Origin of the sequence: Paucilactobacillus suebicus DSM 5007 = KCTC 3549, from assembly GCF_001434475.1 — a bacterium.
Taxonomy (GTDB): Bacteria; Bacillota; Bacilli; order Lactobacillales; family Lactobacillaceae; genus Paucilactobacillus; species Paucilactobacillus suebicus.
On the sequence record NZ_AZGF01000024.1, the window covers coordinates 19,342 to 34,736 of the forward strand.

Consider the following 15,395-nt stretch of genomic DNA (forward strand, 5'->3'; position numbering starts at 1 on the left):
TTTGAATGAACATAGATGAGTACAGTCGTAGAGGATTGGTACTTGGTTCAAAGCTCGTTCCTAGACGCCGAAGAAGAAGTAGGCGAGAAGCAGCGTAAGTGTGACCCTTAATATCGAATAAATTAATGGATGATTTTGGTTACCGGAGTGCGCTAGGAATGATTTAAATAGTAACTTTGCGGAAGATATAGGTTACGAGTGATGCAAAGTCGCTACGTTCTTCCGAAAAAACCGCCAATGTTAATGATTGGTGGTTTTTTTGTGACCAAATTAGAGTGTGAAATAAAGCGGTTAGATGCCAGAATGTAAGTGTGAAATTTTGTATATTCCGGGCTTGAATATGCGAAATTTTATCCTTACATGGCAGGCATTTGCCTTATTTCACACGTTTCAGCCAACAAAAAAAGCCAGACTCTAACCTCACAAAGCATCCAGCCAATTAAACATCATTCAATCCTTAACATTGTAACTAGTAAATTCTTCTTCACCATTATGAATGGTTAATATCGAAACACTACCATTTTCGGGATAGTTGCCAATTGTATTAACTCCAAGGTAATCGGCAAATGTTCGCAGAGCAGTTCCGTGTGTGACGACAAGAATGTTGGCATCTTTCGGACAAGCTTCTTTGATATGATTAATACCGACTTGCCAACGCTTAACGACATCATCGTACGTTTCGGCCAAATTACTAGAGTCTTCGGCTTTCATTAATTCACGAGCACCTCGTAAACCCTTATCATGAATTATCTCGTCTTGAGTATGGTATCCGTAGGGAGTACCGATTTCATTCCAAATTTCATCAGAATCACGACCTTCATATTCACCAAAAAGGACCTCACGAAAGTCTTTTGTTTTTTCAATAATATTTGGCTGCACAGTTAGCTGTTTCAGAATTAAATCACGGGTGGCAATTGCCCGTCCTGTGTTGGATGAAATTGCGGCATCGAAATGAGTTGTTGCCAACCGTTTGCCAACATTAACTGCATCAGCCTTGCCTTCGCTTGTTAAATCGGAATCGATCCAGCCTTGCATTCTATTAAACATGTTCAGCAGTGTTTTACCATGGCGCACGAAGTAGATGGTTTGTTGTGACATTAAATCCTCCCGTGGATAATTATTCCACAACCAGTATAGCAGAGTTTTTGATACTAAGCCTCGTTGCTTTTTCGTTGTTGGTTATATTTGAAGATTGATGAACGAAGCTGCAAAATCAATCGGTCAATCGACGCTTGACGAAGATGACGATCTTTTTTCTTCAGTGCGTATAGAGTGAGTGCAGGAGGAGCTTCTAACAACTTCAATTCACGATACGGTTGATCAAGGCGTTTCATTACATGAACAGCAGAATCGGGAACGATTGTCCATGACTTATCAAATCTAAGGTATCTGGGGATATTAGTAGCACTATCAGACTGAATTAGTGGCTTAATATTGTCATCCCAGCACATTAAATGCCAATTTGTGTACTCTTCACTCCAAGGAACATATAGCTCATTGGTTCTTTTAAGCATGCTGGTGGTAACGAAGTCTGGGAAGTCACTGTCGACACCGGTAATTAATCTCATTGGTTCTTCGCCAATTTTGCGACTTTCAATGTGGTATCGATTAATTTTATTAAATGAAATGCCTATATCAGCATTATCGTTTTCAACTGCTGAATAAATCTGTTGCGTGTCGCCGGTGTGTAATGAGTATCTAAGAATTGGATTATCTTCCATTAAGTCTGGCAAAATGGTGGCAAGAATGGTTGTGTTAATGTCCACTGAACTGATGATATTTAATAGATCAAAGCTAGCCATATCTTTCAGATTAGCTGTTTCTTGGACTAGTTGCATCCATTCATTTGCGATCGGGACCAGTCTTTGACCATATTTGGTTAGTGTAACGTTAGCTTGTCCTTTAACGCGATTAATTAATTTTACTCCGAGTTGGCTTTCCAATCGATTTAGTCGATTACTGACGGCAGCTTGAGTAATATATAACGAATCAGCAGCTTGAGATATCTGTTTATATTTCACTATTTTTAAAAAAGTTTGTAAAAGTTCTGGATTCATACTCTCGCCTCCTTGATATAACAGCGTTTATGACATGTATGGACATCCAAAATGATATATAAATCTATTTTATATTAAAAAAATGTAATATTCAAGGTTGTAATGAAAGCGCATTCATATATAATGGAGACAGACATAAATGCTGTTGTCTAAATTTGTAGTTGCAATTATCACTAGGATTTATAATTAGGGAGGTATTACAAATGCACGTGACATTATCGGTCTGGCAAGCACTGCTGATTGCCATCTGGGTTGCTCTGATTGAATCTCGTATCTTAGGATTTGCTACGTTGACGATGCGGTTTAGTCCTTTGATGACAGGGATGATGGTTGGATTTATCATGGGTGACATCAAACAGGCAATGATTGTTACTGCCGCTATTCAGTTGGTTTATATGGGATTTGTTGCACCAGGTGGAGCACTACCCGCTGAACCAAGTATTGGGGCTGCGATCGCGGTACCAGTTGCCATTTTAGGGCATATGAGTCCGCAAGGGGCGATTGCAATCGCCGTGCCAGTTGCATTGCTTGGAAGTTATCTATATCAATTCAGGTTCTTCCTCAACACGTTTGCATTGAAATCGATGGATAGGTTTGCCGCGGCGGGGAACGCGCGCGGACTTGGGTTTTCAATCATGGTAATCCCAGCATGTATCTCATTTGCATTATTTATTCCACTGATCTTTATTGCACTTTACTTTGGTGCACCGGTTATTTCTAGTGTTGTTTCTAACATTGGCCATGGAACGATTATCCATGTTCTTAACAGTGTTGGTGGTGGTTTGGCAGCCTTGGGGATTGCAATCATCATGCAAGTAATTGGTAAGAAGACATTATTACCATTCTTCTTCCTGGCATACTTCATGAGTGTTGCCTTTGCTAAGCTTGACATTAACATGACGATTTACGCAGTATTTGGTGCAATCTTTGCCATCATCTACGTAATGTTGACCCAAAGAAATACCGATAAAGGCTAAAGGAGGGCTTTATAATGAGTGAAACTGCAGATATTCAAGCAACTAATGATGAAGCGGTCCAAGAAGATACACCAAAACGCATCCCGCAACCTGACAAGATCACCAATAAGGACCTCATGAAGTCCTGGTTTGGTTGGTGGTGGGCTAACGAAGTCCCGCATACATTTGATAGAATGTTAGCACCATCATTTTGTTTCGGGTTAATTCCGAGTTTAAAGAAGCTGTACAAAGATCATGATGAACTAGCAAAAGCCTTTCAACGCCACCTGCTGTTCTTTAACACGCAAGCAACGTGGGGTGGTGGAACACTGACTGGTGTGACCATTTCACTGGAAGAAGCTCGTGCTAAGGCCATGGCTAACGGTGAAGAAGCAATTTCAGAAGACATGATCAACAACACAAAGGTCGGTTTGATGGGACCTTTGGCCGGTATCGGTGATTCAATTGACTCTGGGACTGTTCAGTATATTTTCATCGCCATTTTCTTACCATTTGCACAAAAAGGTAATTTCTTGGGAGCATTGCTACCATTCCTATGTTTCAGTATTGCAACATTTATTTACGGTTACTATCTGACAAAGATGGGCTATACCCTTGGTCGGAATGCTGCTAAGGAAATCATGACTGGTGGAAGAATGGCAGGTATTATCGATGGTCTGGGGGTCATGGGACTCTACATGATGGGGATTCTGGCTGGCCAGTACATCACCGTGAAGAGTTACCTAAAATTCGATATTAACCAAAAGACATTTGATGTTCAGAAAATTTTGGACACAATCATGCCCGGTATGCTGCCACTATTAACTGTTGTGCTGTTATACCTCTACTTCCAGAAACAAGGACTTAAGATCACTCGTGGTTTATTGTACTTGACTGGAGCGCTGATCGTTCTAAGTATTTTCTACATTATCTAATAAATTCAATGAGGTGGAACAATGAAAAGAGCATTTCTCGTTATTACACACGGTGACATGGGAATTGAAACCGTCAAAAGTGTAGAATTACTGATGGGACCACAAGAAAATGTGACTGGTTTGGGGCTTCATCCTGGTGAATCCGTGGACTCGTTAAGGGAACAAGCATATAAAGTATTAGATGATAACGAAGGTAAGTATGATGAAACAGTAGTCATTGTTGATCTACTGGGAGGAAGCCCATCAAACGTATCGTTATCAATGTTAGCTAAGTATCGGGAGTTAAAGATTATTACTGGTCTTAGTTTACCGTTACTAGTTAACTTGCTGAACTTCTCTGACGCAACAGAAGATACGGATCAATTAATCAATGACTCTATCGAAGTTGCCAGCGATGGCATGAAACTAATTGACAAAAACTTTTTGAAACATGACTAAATAAAGAAATTCGGAGGACAATCTTATGGGACAAATTAATTTAGCACGGGTTGATGATCGTTTAATTCATGGTCAAGTTATGACTAAGTGGACAAAGGGTAAGGGCACAAACACGGTGTACGTTGTTGATAATGCCACTGCTGCCGATGATTTTATGAAGGATATTTACATTAGTACCAACTCAACCGGTGGATTGAAAATTAAAGTGTACAGTGATCAAGAGGTTGCCGATGAGTGGAAGAAAGATCAATTCGGCAGCGATAAAGTTGTTATCATCTTCAAGTACATTAAAGAAGCCAAGGCGGCGATCGATGCAGGTCTTGAATTGGAAGAACTAAATGTTGGTGGTGTTTCTAAAAAGCCAAATACTGAGTTTGTAATTCCTACAGTTGCACTTGGAGACGATGATAAAGCGATTCTTGATGAACTGAAGGGTGATGGCATTAAGATCTATTTCCAGACAGTGCCTGATTCTAAGCGTGTAGATTACTAGTTGATTTAATCGGGCTGTGCTGACGTTTAATTGGTACAACCCGTTTTATTACATAAATCAATGATGGTAAAGGAGAGAAATGCCATGTTCGAATCTTACAAAGTTTTTCCTGACAAAGTGCGAGTTTACACAACTGGGTTAATTTTCACAGTGTTTGCTGTTGCGTTTTTAGCAGTCTTACTTGCTAAAACTTGGTTCGTTTTAAAGGCCTTCGCGGTGCTATTTGCTTTGATGTTTGGTTATTTGGCATTTAGAACATTTAAAAAAGCATTTCAAAAGGAACCAGAATATGTGATTGATAGCCAAGGAGTAACCGATTATACGCGTGAAGATACCATCACGTTGCCATGGAACGATATCATGAAAATTGAAATGGTTCCCAATAACGCGGTAATGGAAATTGGCATTTTGGCAAACAATGCGATGTCTGATAAAGACCAACAAGGGGATGCTTTGAAAGATAACCTTAAAAACAACGGTAACATCGCTTTTTATACCATTATGATTGACGGATTTAACTTCAGGCGTAAGCAATTTACGGGTATTTTCAAGGAACTTGAGCGTCAAGGAGCACATTACAATCCACAAATTTTGATTAGTGAATACATTGATCCAGAAACGAAGCGTAAGATGGCGGATAAACGTGAAGCTATCCAAAGGGCACAAAGGCGTCAGAGAAAAATGGAAAGAAGACAACTGGCTGGCAAACAACCCAGTCGGTGGAAATTCTGGTAAATAATTTTAGTTGAATTAGGCTAAAAGTGTAATAAAAGGATGCTCATAACCACATAAAGCCCCCAATACTAAAACCTTTAATTTGGGTTTTAGTATTGGAGGCTTTATGTTTTGGAGATGATTCGTATTTGTTTTCGTTCTCAATTTTTACTGAGCTAGCAAGAATCGGACTTGCTTCAAATATCTCACGTATAAACACAATGTGTAAATACTGATATTTAGTTGCCAAGTTTCTATAACTCAATTGTATGTGATAATTATACCGCAACGATATTCACCGTCAGCTAATTTATCAGGTCTTTTGAGAATGTTAATATACTTTAATCAAATATAAGCGGGTTAATTCCCGTGTAATTGAGGATATACAAAAATAGTACTAAAACATTTACAATAAAAGAAATGATAATGATTGTATAACGAATGGTTAAATATCTAACAAAAATAGCATGATATCGAGTAAATCTAGGCCCATTGTACTGAAAGCAAAATAGCAATAGTACAATGGATATGATCGCTTGCCCAATAATTCCTACCAGCAAAATAGAATGGGTTAAACTGAGTGCTTGAACATGAAATAGTCCAACTGCTAAAGCGTCAATAATGATTGCTAAAAATGGCATATGTCAGAGCTCCTATCGGAAGTTGTTAAGCACATTATAGCAACAAATAATTATTGACGACAACTATTCAAAATTCTTTACTAAATCTGATTACTAGCGACATTATATAAAAATTGACTTTGCAAATTGGTATGTTTAGTGTAAAATAATATTGTTGCTTGCCCGAGTGGCGGAACTGGCAGACGCGCAGCGTTCAGGTCGCTGTATGGGTAACCATGTACAGGTTCGAATCCTGCCTCGGGCATCAAGTAGCTATTTACCATTAACGATAGAACGGTGGATATCATTATGATATCCACCGTTCTTTTTATAAACAAAATAATTAATTAGTATGGCAACATTGTTAGTCTTCAAACTTAATCATAGTGCCATACCCAGTAATCACTAAGAATTTTGGTGCCACCTGCATCTCAACCACCTGAGTATTGAAACGCACGTCGGAGATGCCATCAGCACCCGCATCGGTTGCGCGTTCCTTTAGTTTTTCCTGGACCTCAGAGAAGAGTTGATCCATAGATTCAAATGCATCAATGGTGGCGGAATCGAGCATTAAATGGCTTGTTGCGTTGACGATTCCTTGAATCGTATGACGGCGATGAATTGTACCCGTTGTTAAAAACATATATTTCACCTCGTAGATTATTTCTTTAATTATAACCTTTTAGATGACAAAAATGGCAATCTCGTAAGCGAGATTGCCATTTTTATTACTAGATGATTATTGATCGTCAGAATTATTTTTATCTTCTTGTTGCTCAGCGTCCTGGAATCCTGATTTAACAGGGTAGGTGAGACGAACAGTACTTGGAATGATTACTGGAATAATAAATACGAGAATTATTAAACCGATAATCACAACCATCGCGACTTCAATCAAAGTCGGAACACCGGACGGCATTAGTGCTGCGAAGGTACCACTTAAGATTATTGCCGCAGATATAACAACCGTACCAATAATTCCGGCCGATTTGACCATTCTGTCTGCAGGCATCATATTATCTCGACCAAATTCCCGATACTTCATCATCAGGAAGATACTGTAATCGACACCCAATGCAATTAGCATGATGAATGAGAAGAACGGTGTGTTCCAGGTTAACATGCTCTTGCCCATGATTAAGTGAACGAGACCACGTGACAGGCTCAATGATGTGAAGTATGCCAGCATCAAAGTACCAATGATGTAGAGTGGTTGTAGTAATGAACGAGTAACAAAAATCAATGCCAATGAAATACCAACGAGCATGATGGCTGCCGTTCGAACAAAGTCCGCACTGGCTGTCTTCTTAGTGTCCGCTAATTTCGATGATTGGCCACCCATTGCAACGGTTGCGTTCTTCAAGTCAGTACCCTTAAGGCTCTTGCTTGCAATACTTGAGATACGACCAACAGCATTCGTTGCCTTTGTGCCACTAGGGTCAGTATTCAAGACAACCGTAATCTTAGCTGACTTTTTATCTTCTGACAGATAAGTCTTGATTGCCGGCTTGTAAGATTTACTATGCAAGATATTCTTTGGAACGTAGTAGGTGTCAGCGGCGGCTGAGTTTTTCAATCCCTTAAGATAGCTACCACCACTGCTAAGACCAGTATTAACCTTGTTGATGCCAGTTGTTAATTGTGGAGATTCCTGTGCCAATTGATTAATTCCTGTGTTAATTTGAATTACACCAGATTGACTCGATCCAAGTGCTGACTGAACCTTTGTTAAACCAGTATTTAGCTGATTAAGGGCAGTTGCAGCACCTGGCAACGCAGTGTTAGATGCGGTAGCTAACTGACTTACTTCAGATTTCAATGTCGAAACTTGGCTCATCATGCTTTGTAGAGATGATGCCGAGCCACTAACGCTTTGCATTGAGTTTCCTAGGCTTTGATCAGCACTACCAGCAGCTTTAATATTATTCTCTACAGAGGTCAAACTAGACGCTAGTGATGAAGTTTGTTGAGCCATTGCGGAATCAATTACCTTAGTTAAAATAGCCTGTTGTTGGGCATTTAAGTTAGCTCCGTTACTATTGGCTACGGAGATGACTTGTGATCCAACGTTTGATGAGCTGCTTTGAGTTTTGATACTGTTCAAAGTATTTCCGGCTTGAGTTAAGTTAGAACCAATTACTTTGGCTTGGTTACCAACGTTAGTTAGTTCTGAAGTTAACGAGCTGGTATCAATTGATGTACCAGAGCTTTGCAGTGAAGAATTCAATTCTTGAATTCCGTTATTGATTTGAGGGAGGGCACTTTCCAGTTGTGAAATCTGACCTTCATTACTGCTTGATAACTGGCTATTAAGCTGGCTTGTCAATTCTGACATACCATCCACCAGCTGCTGACTACCAGTTGATAACTGGTTCAAACCGGTTGTCATTTGTGAGCTACCCGTCGATAATTTTCCAAGCCCAGTTTGTGCTGACTTTAAGCCCGAATTAACAGTACCCAACTGACTAGAAACGTAAAGTTTCTTTTCCTTGGTACCACCTGGTTGAGTTACTGAAGCCACTGTCTTAACATCGGGGTCTTGTTGCAGTTTGCGAGTTAATTCGTCAATCAACTTAAGATCTTTTTCGTTATCTAACTTGTGGTTGGAACGAATGTAAATTGTTGAAGGTTCTGCTGTACCCTTTGAAAAGTGATCTTCAACCGTGAGTAATCCCTTCTTAGATGGTACAGAATTACTAATTTCATCGGTGTCATTGTAATTTAGTTTGTTGTTGTACATAAAGTAGAATGGCAGTGTCAAAACCAACACGATAGCAAGAGAGATAATTGGATGAAGTACCGAACTGGATGAAAGTCGGTTCCAAAGTTTACTTCGTCCCTCACCATTAAAGTTTTTAGACGGCCAGAACATTCTTTTACCAAGAACAGCCATAAAGAATGGGTTGAGAGTTAATAATACAAATAACAGGACCGCAACACCAACGGCAACGCCGATAGCTGACTGATAAATTGAAAATTTGGCTAACCCAAGTGCTGAAAATCCAATTAGGACTGACGAACCAGAGTAAAGAATGGTCTTACCCGCCACACGTCTGGCTCGCCTTGTCGCTTCCCAATTAGATATTCCTCGACTAAGCTCATCTTTAAACTGATTGTAGAGTAGGATGTTGTAATCAGTTCCGATCCCAAACAGTACTATAACCATAAAGACTTGCGTGAAATTAGAAAATGGAAAATTAAATTTGTTAACCAAATTAGCAACAATACTTAGTGAAGTTATGAATGAAACACCAACTGACAGTAGTGAAATCAATGGAACAATTGGTGAACGGAAAACTAAAATTAACACGATAAAGATAAAAATGACTGAGATAACTTCGGTTTTCTTAATACCTTCTTGAATCGATTCAGAAAAATCATCATTCAAAATGTCTGAACCAGTCACATATGTTTTAACGCCGCTAGTTTTAATTGCTTTAGTTAATTGTTGATTAATTTCCTTAACTTGACCATGCTTTTTGCTGACCATGATTTGGACTAGTTGTGTAGTTTTATCTTTCGAAATTAGTTGCGCTTTGGTGGCTGAATTATCATTCGGCGCGGTGATACTTTTGATACCGTATCGGCTCTTATGATTTTTTAGCTTATTAATTGTGGCAGCAACGTTTTGTTTGTCGGTTGTGCTCATCTTACTGTTGCCATTATTAAAAACTGCAACTACCTGATAAGTATTTCCCTGATGATAGCCCCATTTTTTCTGGATTGTGTCAGCAATCTGGCTTTGAGAATCCTTGGGTAGCGTGATGTTTGAGTGTTGTCGCGTTAATGAATTAATGTTTGGCAGCATAAAAATGGCAATAATGACAATTACAATCCATGCAATCAATGCGCCAAGATGATTTTTGAAAATTTTTCTCACTGTTTCTCTCCTTTATATGTATGCCATTAATTCTCGATTGGACCAATTATTCGTTTTAGCATTTGACGGTAGTTGCTTTCAATTTCTTCAGGCGTTTCTTCAACGTAAAAGTTAGACGTTTCAATAAAAACGTACCCCAATACGGAACTAATCAAAGTTTGAGATAGTGCTGTTTGTGCTGATTTATCAAAATGAGATGCTGCAATCACTTGGTCCAATAAATCAACTAACTTGTGTGCTGAAATTCCAAACTGTGAATCCTCTGGAAATGAATGAAGAGCGAAAAAAACTAGTGCCAAATTTCCCTTGCTAATTAAATATTGTCTGGCCAAAATTGCAAACTTATAAAGTGCCCTTTTGTCTGACATTCCTACTAATCCATCTTTTACCTTTTGACACATTTCATCGATCAACTTTGCACCAATTAAAGATGTTAATTCGTCTAAGTTAGCAATGTAGTTGTAGAGTGATTGTGTGCGAATATCCAGTGCTTGAGCGAGTCGCGGTAGGGTTAATGACTTCATGCCATCGGATTGAATGATTTCCATCGCTTTATTAACCACTTTGTCTAAATCTAGTGTTCTTTTTTTAGTCAAACTTTCACCTCCTAATCTTCATAAAATAACAATAAATAATATAACACTACATTTAACAGATTACAATCTACAAGTTGTAGTTTATTTAATTTGCCTTTTAAAAACGAAAATAGGGTATTGATTAGAAAAAAATGCTATGATATTACTGAAATTGATGAAGGGCGTGAGAGCAATCGGGAAGATTAGAATAAATAACATGAGCTTCCATACATATAATGGAGTGTTTGCTGAAGAAAAAAAATTGGGACAGCGATTGGAAGTCGATGCAGAGCTGACTTACCCGATTGAACAGAAAGTGAAGCATGACGATTTACACGAGACGGTTAGTTATGCTGATGTGTACCAAACAATTGAAAAATTTATTCTTAATAATAATTACAATTTAATCGAGAGTGTTGCAAATCATTGCTTGGATCTGTTGCTTAAATCATACCCAACGATTGATTCAATCACTTTGAAGGTACGCAAATATAGCGTACCGATCGCAGGTATTTTTGATAATATTGAAATTGAAGTGTCAGGAAGTAATAAGTGATGGCTAAGGCGTATTTAAGTATTGGTTCAAATATTGGTGATCGTGAGACTCAATTAAGTCTGGCAGTTAAATCGCTTAAAAATAATCGAATGATTAATGTTGATCGAGTTTCTAGTATTTATGAAACAGAGCCGGTTGGTGGAGTTGTTCAAGACGATTTTTTGAACATCGCTGTAGCGATTACGACACCATTAGCGCCAGTTGAACTGTTATCTGTTCTACATGAGGTTGAGCAGACACTACATCGTCAGCGATTAATTCACTGGGGACCACGCACCATTGATTTAGACATTATTTTTTATGACCAGATGGTTAGTGATAATCCGGTAGTGACACTGCCACATCCTGAAGCGCATAATCGTTTATTTGTTCTAGTACCAATCAAAGAAATTTCTCGTCAGAATCAAGTCATACATGAGCAAGTTAATCAGATGATTGAAGCTACATCTGATCAAAATTGGGTTAGAAAGTATAAGGATAGTGGAGAGATAAATGGATAATAAGAGAATTGAAGATGCCGTTTCAGATATACTTACAGGGATTGGCGATGACACTAACCGTGAAGGTGTTGTGGAGACGCCGGCTCGTGTTGCCAAAATGTACGAAGAGATCTTTTCATCAATGGGGCAAAAACATTTTGAAGACTATAAATTATTTCATGTTGATGATGACCCAGAAATGGTCTTAGTGCAGCAGATACCATTTTATTCAATGTGTGAACATCATTTGCTACCGTTTTTTGGAGTCGCCAACGTGGCGTATGTTCCTAAGGATGGGGTAGTGATTGGATTAAGTAAAATTCCACGGCTGGTAGATTTTACCGCTAAGAAGCCGGGAATGCAGGAAAGAATTACTACAGATATTATGAAAGAAATGGAACGAATGTTACATCCTCAGGGTGTAGCAGTGACCTTATCCGCACGACATATGTGTATGGAAATGCGTGGGATTAACAAGTCTAATCTTTACACATATACATCTAAATTTAGTGGCATTTTTAAAACTGATAAAGATTTAAAACAAGAATTTTTACAACAAACGGAGAAAAAGTAAGTGACCTACGAAGACTTAGTCAACCAGATGAATAGCTCAATGCTTGCGGGACATGATGACCGGGTGACATTGTTAAAAGAAGTCTTGGCAACTATTGGTCATCCCGATTTGAAGTATAAGATCATTCATTTGGCGGGAACGAATGGTAAGGGCTCCACTGGTACAATGACAGCAGACTTACTGAACCAGCAGGGTTATCAAGTTGGACATTTTGCTAGCCCGGCAATGGTTGATTTACGTGAACAAATTCAGATTAACGGACGGATGATTAGTAAAAATGAATTTGTTAAAGTATATGAATTCATTAATAGAAAGTTGCCTCAAGATATTAAGTCAAACGATTTGACAGTATTTGAGTGGTTTACGTTGATCATGTTGCAATATTTTGCGGATCAACATGTAGATTGGGCAGTCATTGAGGCAGGACTTGGTGGATTAACTGATTCAACTAATGCGATTGAGCCACCGTTGCTGACGATTTTTACTCATATTGATCTTGATCATACCAACATCTTGGGCAATACAATTAAATTAATTGCATATAACAAGTCACAAATTATTAAGAAAGGTACTACCGTATTTGTTGCTCCCCATCAGGATGATGCAGCGATGACGATTTTGAAAAACACGTCAGTGGAAAATGGTGCTGCAGAGCTAGATTTGCCAGATAGCATTAAAATCGACGTTAATCATGAGAATCTGTCGGGATTTGATCTGACGGTTAACAGTAAAACATTGAACGAGCATCTATTTCACTTTAATCTTTTGGGTGATTTCCAGTTAGACAATTTGACAACGGTCATTATGGTTTACGATTGGTTGATTGACCACCAGATGATTGAGGATTGGCACCCCTTGGCTAAGATGATGAATACTATCAGCATACCTGGTAGAATGCAGCAGTTAACTAAGCGGCCTCCGGTTTTCTTGGATGGAGCTCATAATCCTGATGGTACAAGGCAATTGATGCGGAGTATGGGTCATTTATTTTTCGACTATCACTGGATTTTCGTGGTTGGGTTTCTAAAGGATAAAAATTATTTGGAAATGGCAAGGCTGTATCGCAAGTACGGTGCTAAGATTTTTCTTACAAAGCCGGACAATCCAGAACGAGCACTCCCTGAAGAGGAACTTCATAACCTTTTACCAGATGCAGCGATGGTATATGATGCACGCGATGGATTACAACAGGCGTTGGTGGCAAGTGATGATCACTCTGTGATTGTTGTGACTGGATCTTTTTATTTAATTAAGGAGTTGGAGCAGTCAAATGAATCCTAAAGAGCCCTTTGTGATTGCATCAAATAATCGAGCTAAAACGAATGAATTAATTAACTGTTTTGCGTACGAAGGAATTACTGCAATTTCATACTTGGATTTAATTGATAAGCAAACTTTTCCAAATGAGGGAACCAATAGTTATTTGGAAAATGCTAGTGGTAAAGCGCGTTTTGTTTCAAAGTTATTGCCTGCAAACACAATAGTTGCGGACGACTCAGGAATGATTCTGGATGCGTTACCTGGAAAATTAGGCGATCAGACCGCACGCCAACTCAAAGATTACTCTAATGAGGAACATCAGCTAAACCAGCGAATCCTAGATTTAGTGGGTCAAAAGTCACGTGCTGTGACTATGACTACCACGCTGGTGTTGATTGACGGGACAGGACTGTTTCATGCTACTGGAGAGTTTCATGGCGAAATTGCGATGAAAGAATCCGGTTCAAATGGCAGCAGTTTTGACTTAATTTTGGTACCGAAAGGGATGCACAAGACGCTTGCACAGCTTGATGATGAGCAAAAAATTCCATTGCTCCATCGTACTAAAGCGATTGTGAATCTCATGAGGCACCCGCAGGAGTGATAGAGATGAAGATCCAAGAAATGATTTTCAAAGAGCCACGCAATTTTAGTGATGAAGTGCTTGCAAAACAGCGCAGTCGGCGAGAAAGACTTTTTTTTGAAGTTAGCGGATTTAATGATTTACAACGCTCACAGCTCATTCATCTAATTGGACAATTTGACGATGAATTTAAACTTGTTGAAGCAGTTATTCAATTTACGATCCCATTTGCTGCATTAAGTACGTTTATATTAAGAGCTAGACAGGTATTTGATGACTCTGCTCTTAGTAACGACCTTCAAGCGATCAGTGATCATTATGAAGTACATTGGCGTGCTGGTAAATTTGATTTTAATGTATCTAAGGAGCCGGTAATTTATGGCATTTTAAATATTACCCCGGATTCTTTTTATGACGGGGGACGTTTTCAAGACCCTGTGGCTATTCAAAATCAAATTGATAAGATGGTAACTGCTGGTACGGATGTGATTGAAATTAATGGTCAGACGACGAGGCCAGGATTCACGGAAGTTACACCTACCGAAGAACTACGTCGGATTTCAAGTACGGCCGATTTAATCAAAGAAAAATACCCGCAAATCGCTTTGGCAGTTGATACATACAAATTGCCAGTGATGCGCGAAATGGTGGGTATGGATGTAGATATTATTAACGACGTGAACGCTTTTGTTGATGACCGAGCAAAGCTGGAACTGCTGAAGGATCAGCAAACTGGATTGTTAACAATGCATAGCAGTCGTGAAACAGAATACGATAATTTAACTGTTGAAATGAAGAGATTCTTTGAACATAATTTAGCTGAATTATCTGATGCAGGTATTAATCGTGAACGGATCGCAATCGATCAGGGAATTGGTTATTCAAAGGTCGCTGATGGCTATCAAGATTACGCAATGATGCGAAACATAGACCAATTTAACTATCTGAGTCGGCCCATTATGGTGGCGATTTCTAGAAAAGGATTTGGCGCTAAGCTATTTGGTCTTGATAAAGATGATCGTTTGCCAGTGACATTAATTGCTGAGGCATATATGTATTTACATGGTGGCCGAATATTGAGGGTTCATGATGTTGAGGAAACCATGCAGTTAGTAAAAATGCTTGATACCATCACTGCGGGATACTGGCATCGCCAAGCTTAATAGTAATAATTAGTAATTAAGTTGAGGATAAAGAGTAGCACAAGACAGCACCCAATTAGGACTGTAACGTGCTGCTCTTGTTTTTTTGGGTTCTTCGTCAAGAAGTACTGAT

At 39.0% G+C, this 15,395-nt stretch carries 16 protein-coding genes and 1 tRNA gene; 12 read left to right on the forward strand and 5 right to left on the reverse strand.

Translation table 11 applies throughout. From position 1 onward, the window contains the following. Positions 1 to 450: 450 nt before the first annotated feature. Positions 451 to 1,098, reverse strand: a complete 648-nt coding sequence (locus FD16_RS09125) for a histidine phosphatase family protein (RefSeq protein WP_010623097.1) — start codon at positions 1,096 to 1,098, stop codon at positions 451 to 453. Between the two features lie 53 nt (positions 1,099 to 1,151). Continuing rightward, positions 1,152 to 2,057, reverse strand: coding sequence for a LysR family transcriptional regulator (locus tag FD16_RS09130; protein WP_010623098.1), 906 nt, complete (start codon positions 2,055 to 2,057; stop codon positions 1,152 to 1,154). Positions 2,058 to 2,260: 203 nt separating this feature from the next. On the opposite strand from FD16_RS09130, the gene FD16_RS09135 reads away from it, so the two are divergent. The 6 genes from FD16_RS09135 (at position 2,261) to FD16_RS09170 (ending at position 6,478) form a co-directional block, all read left to right on the forward strand. Next, positions 2,261 to 3,034 carry a PTS mannose/fructose/sorbose/N-acetylgalactosamine transporter subunit IIC gene (locus FD16_RS09135; RefSeq protein WP_010623099.1) on the forward strand — a complete coding sequence of 258 codons (774 nt, stop codon included), beginning with the start codon at positions 2,261 to 2,263 and terminating at the stop codon, positions 3,032 to 3,034. 14 nt (positions 3,035 to 3,048) lie between these two features. After that, positions 3,049 to 3,948, forward strand: a complete 900-nt coding sequence (locus FD16_RS09140) for a PTS system mannose/fructose/sorbose family transporter subunit IID (protein ID WP_010623100.1) — start codon at positions 3,049 to 3,051, stop codon at positions 3,946 to 3,948. Between the two features lie 21 nt (positions 3,949 to 3,969). Further along, positions 3,970 to 4,386, forward strand: coding sequence for a PTS sugar transporter subunit IIA (locus FD16_RS09145; protein ID WP_010623101.1), 417 nt, complete (start codon positions 3,970 to 3,972; stop codon positions 4,384 to 4,386). A 25-nt stretch (positions 4,387 to 4,411) separates the two neighbouring features. Continuing rightward, a complete protein-coding gene (locus tag FD16_RS09150; protein WP_010623102.1) occupies positions 4,412 to 4,879 on the forward strand; it encodes a PTS sugar transporter subunit IIB in 468 nt (155 codons plus the stop codon). Between the two features lie 84 nt (positions 4,880 to 4,963). After that, the gene (locus FD16_RS09155; protein WP_010623103.1) at positions 4,964 to 5,614 is read left to right on the forward strand and encodes an STM3941 family protein; all 651 of its coding nucleotides are present in this window, start codon (positions 4,964 to 4,966) and stop codon (positions 5,612 to 5,614) included. A 780-nt stretch (positions 5,615 to 6,394) separates the two neighbouring features. Beyond that, a tRNA-Leu gene (locus FD16_RS09170) sits at positions 6,395 to 6,478 on the forward strand. Positions 6,479 to 6,577: 99 nt separating this feature from the next. Here the strand turns inward: FD16_RS09170 and FD16_RS09175 are convergent. From FD16_RS09175 to FD16_RS09185, 3 genes are all read right to left on the reverse strand, one after another. Next, positions 6,578 to 6,856: a hypothetical protein gene (locus tag FD16_RS09175; RefSeq protein WP_010623106.1), complete on the reverse strand. Its 279-nt coding sequence runs from the start codon at positions 6,854 to 6,856 to the stop codon at positions 6,578 to 6,580. Positions 6,857 to 6,952: 96 nt separating this feature from the next. Next, positions 6,953 to 10,093, reverse strand: coding sequence for an MMPL family transporter (locus tag FD16_RS09180; protein WP_010623107.1), 3,141 nt, complete (start codon positions 10,091 to 10,093; stop codon positions 6,953 to 6,955). A 26-nt stretch (positions 10,094 to 10,119) separates the two neighbouring features. Further along, the gene (locus FD16_RS09185; RefSeq protein ID WP_010623108.1) at positions 10,120 to 10,689 is read right to left on the reverse strand and encodes a TetR/AcrR family transcriptional regulator; all 570 of its coding nucleotides are present in this window, start codon (positions 10,687 to 10,689) and stop codon (positions 10,120 to 10,122) included. Between the two features lie 136 nt (positions 10,690 to 10,825). Between FD16_RS09185 and folB the strand changes: the two genes are divergently transcribed. Genes folB through folP form a run of 6 tightly spaced genes read left to right on the forward strand, consistent with a single transcriptional unit; the run spans position 10,826 to position 15,283 of the window. Then, positions 10,826 to 11,224, forward strand: a complete 399-nt coding sequence (gene folB / locus FD16_RS09190) for a dihydroneopterin aldolase (RefSeq protein WP_268869692.1) — start codon at positions 10,826 to 10,828, stop codon at positions 11,222 to 11,224. Then, complete coding sequence (folK, locus tag FD16_RS09195) at positions 11,224 to 11,724, forward strand: 2-amino-4-hydroxy-6-hydroxymethyldihydropteridine diphosphokinase (protein ID WP_010623110.1); 501 nt, start codon at positions 11,224 to 11,226, stop codon at positions 11,722 to 11,724. Before folB ends, folK begins: the two co-directional genes overlap by 1 nt. Beyond that, the gene (folE, locus tag FD16_RS09200; RefSeq protein ID WP_010623111.1) at positions 11,717 to 12,277 is read left to right on the forward strand and encodes a GTP cyclohydrolase I FolE; all 561 of its coding nucleotides are present in this window, start codon (positions 11,717 to 11,719) and stop codon (positions 12,275 to 12,277) included. Before folK ends, folE begins: the two co-directional genes overlap by 8 nt. Next, positions 12,278 to 13,558, forward strand: coding sequence for a bifunctional folylpolyglutamate synthase/dihydrofolate synthase (locus FD16_RS09205; protein WP_010623112.1), 1,281 nt, complete (start codon positions 12,278 to 12,280; stop codon positions 13,556 to 13,558). After that, positions 13,548 to 14,141, forward strand: a complete 594-nt coding sequence (locus FD16_RS09210; protein ID WP_010623113.1) for a non-canonical purine NTP pyrophosphatase — start codon at positions 13,548 to 13,550, stop codon at positions 14,139 to 14,141. The genes FD16_RS09205 and FD16_RS09210 overlap by 11 nt, the downstream gene beginning before the upstream one ends. A gap of 5 nt (positions 14,142 to 14,146) precedes the next feature. After that, positions 14,147 to 15,283, forward strand: a complete 1,137-nt coding sequence (gene folP, locus FD16_RS09215; RefSeq protein ID WP_010623114.1) for a dihydropteroate synthase — start codon at positions 14,147 to 14,149, stop codon at positions 15,281 to 15,283. Positions 15,284 to 15,395 lie beyond the last annotated feature (112 nt).

What these genes read in the sequence shown, in the direction of transcription:
- folB (WP_268869692.1), top strand. Translation starts at nt 10,826, where the DNA reads ATGATATTACTGAAATTGATGAAGGGCGTGAGAGCAATCGGGAAGATT.
- FD16_RS09140 (WP_010623100.1), top strand. Translation starts at nt 3,049, where the DNA reads ATGAGTGAAACTGCAGATATTCAAGCAACTAATGATGAAGCGGTCCAA.
- FD16_RS09150 (WP_010623102.1), top strand. Translation starts at nt 4,412, where the DNA reads ATGGGACAAATTAATTTAGCACGGGTTGATGATCGTTTAATTCATGGT.
- folE (WP_010623111.1), top strand. Translation starts at nt 11,717, where the DNA reads ATGGATAATAAGAGAATTGAAGATGCCGTTTCAGATATACTTACAGGG.
- FD16_RS09210 (WP_010623113.1), top strand. Translation starts at nt 13,548, where the DNA reads ATGAATCCTAAAGAGCCCTTTGTGATTGCATCAAATAATCGAGCTAAA.
- FD16_RS09125 (WP_010623097.1), bottom strand. Translation starts at nt 1,098, where the DNA reads ATGTCACAACAAACCATCTACTTCGTGCGCCATGGTAAAACACTGCTG.
- FD16_RS09130 (WP_010623098.1), bottom strand. Translation starts at nt 2,057, where the DNA reads ATGAATCCAGAACTTTTACAAACTTTTTTAAAAATAGTGAAATATAAA.
- FD16_RS09155 (WP_010623103.1), top strand. Translation starts at nt 4,964, where the DNA reads ATGTTCGAATCTTACAAAGTTTTTCCTGACAAAGTGCGAGTTTACACA.
- FD16_RS09145 (WP_010623101.1), top strand. Translation starts at nt 3,970, where the DNA reads ATGAAAAGAGCATTTCTCGTTATTACACACGGTGACATGGGAATTGAA.
- folP (WP_010623114.1), top strand. Translation starts at nt 14,147, where the DNA reads ATGAAGATCCAAGAAATGATTTTCAAAGAGCCACGCAATTTTAGTGAT.
- FD16_RS09135 (WP_010623099.1), top strand. Translation starts at nt 2,261, where the DNA reads ATGCACGTGACATTATCGGTCTGGCAAGCACTGCTGATTGCCATCTGG.
- FD16_RS09175 (WP_010623106.1), bottom strand. Translation starts at nt 6,856, where the DNA reads ATGTTTTTAACAACGGGTACAATTCATCGCCGTCATACGATTCAAGGA.
- folK (WP_010623110.1), top strand. Translation starts at nt 11,224, where the DNA reads ATGGCTAAGGCGTATTTAAGTATTGGTTCAAATATTGGTGATCGTGAG.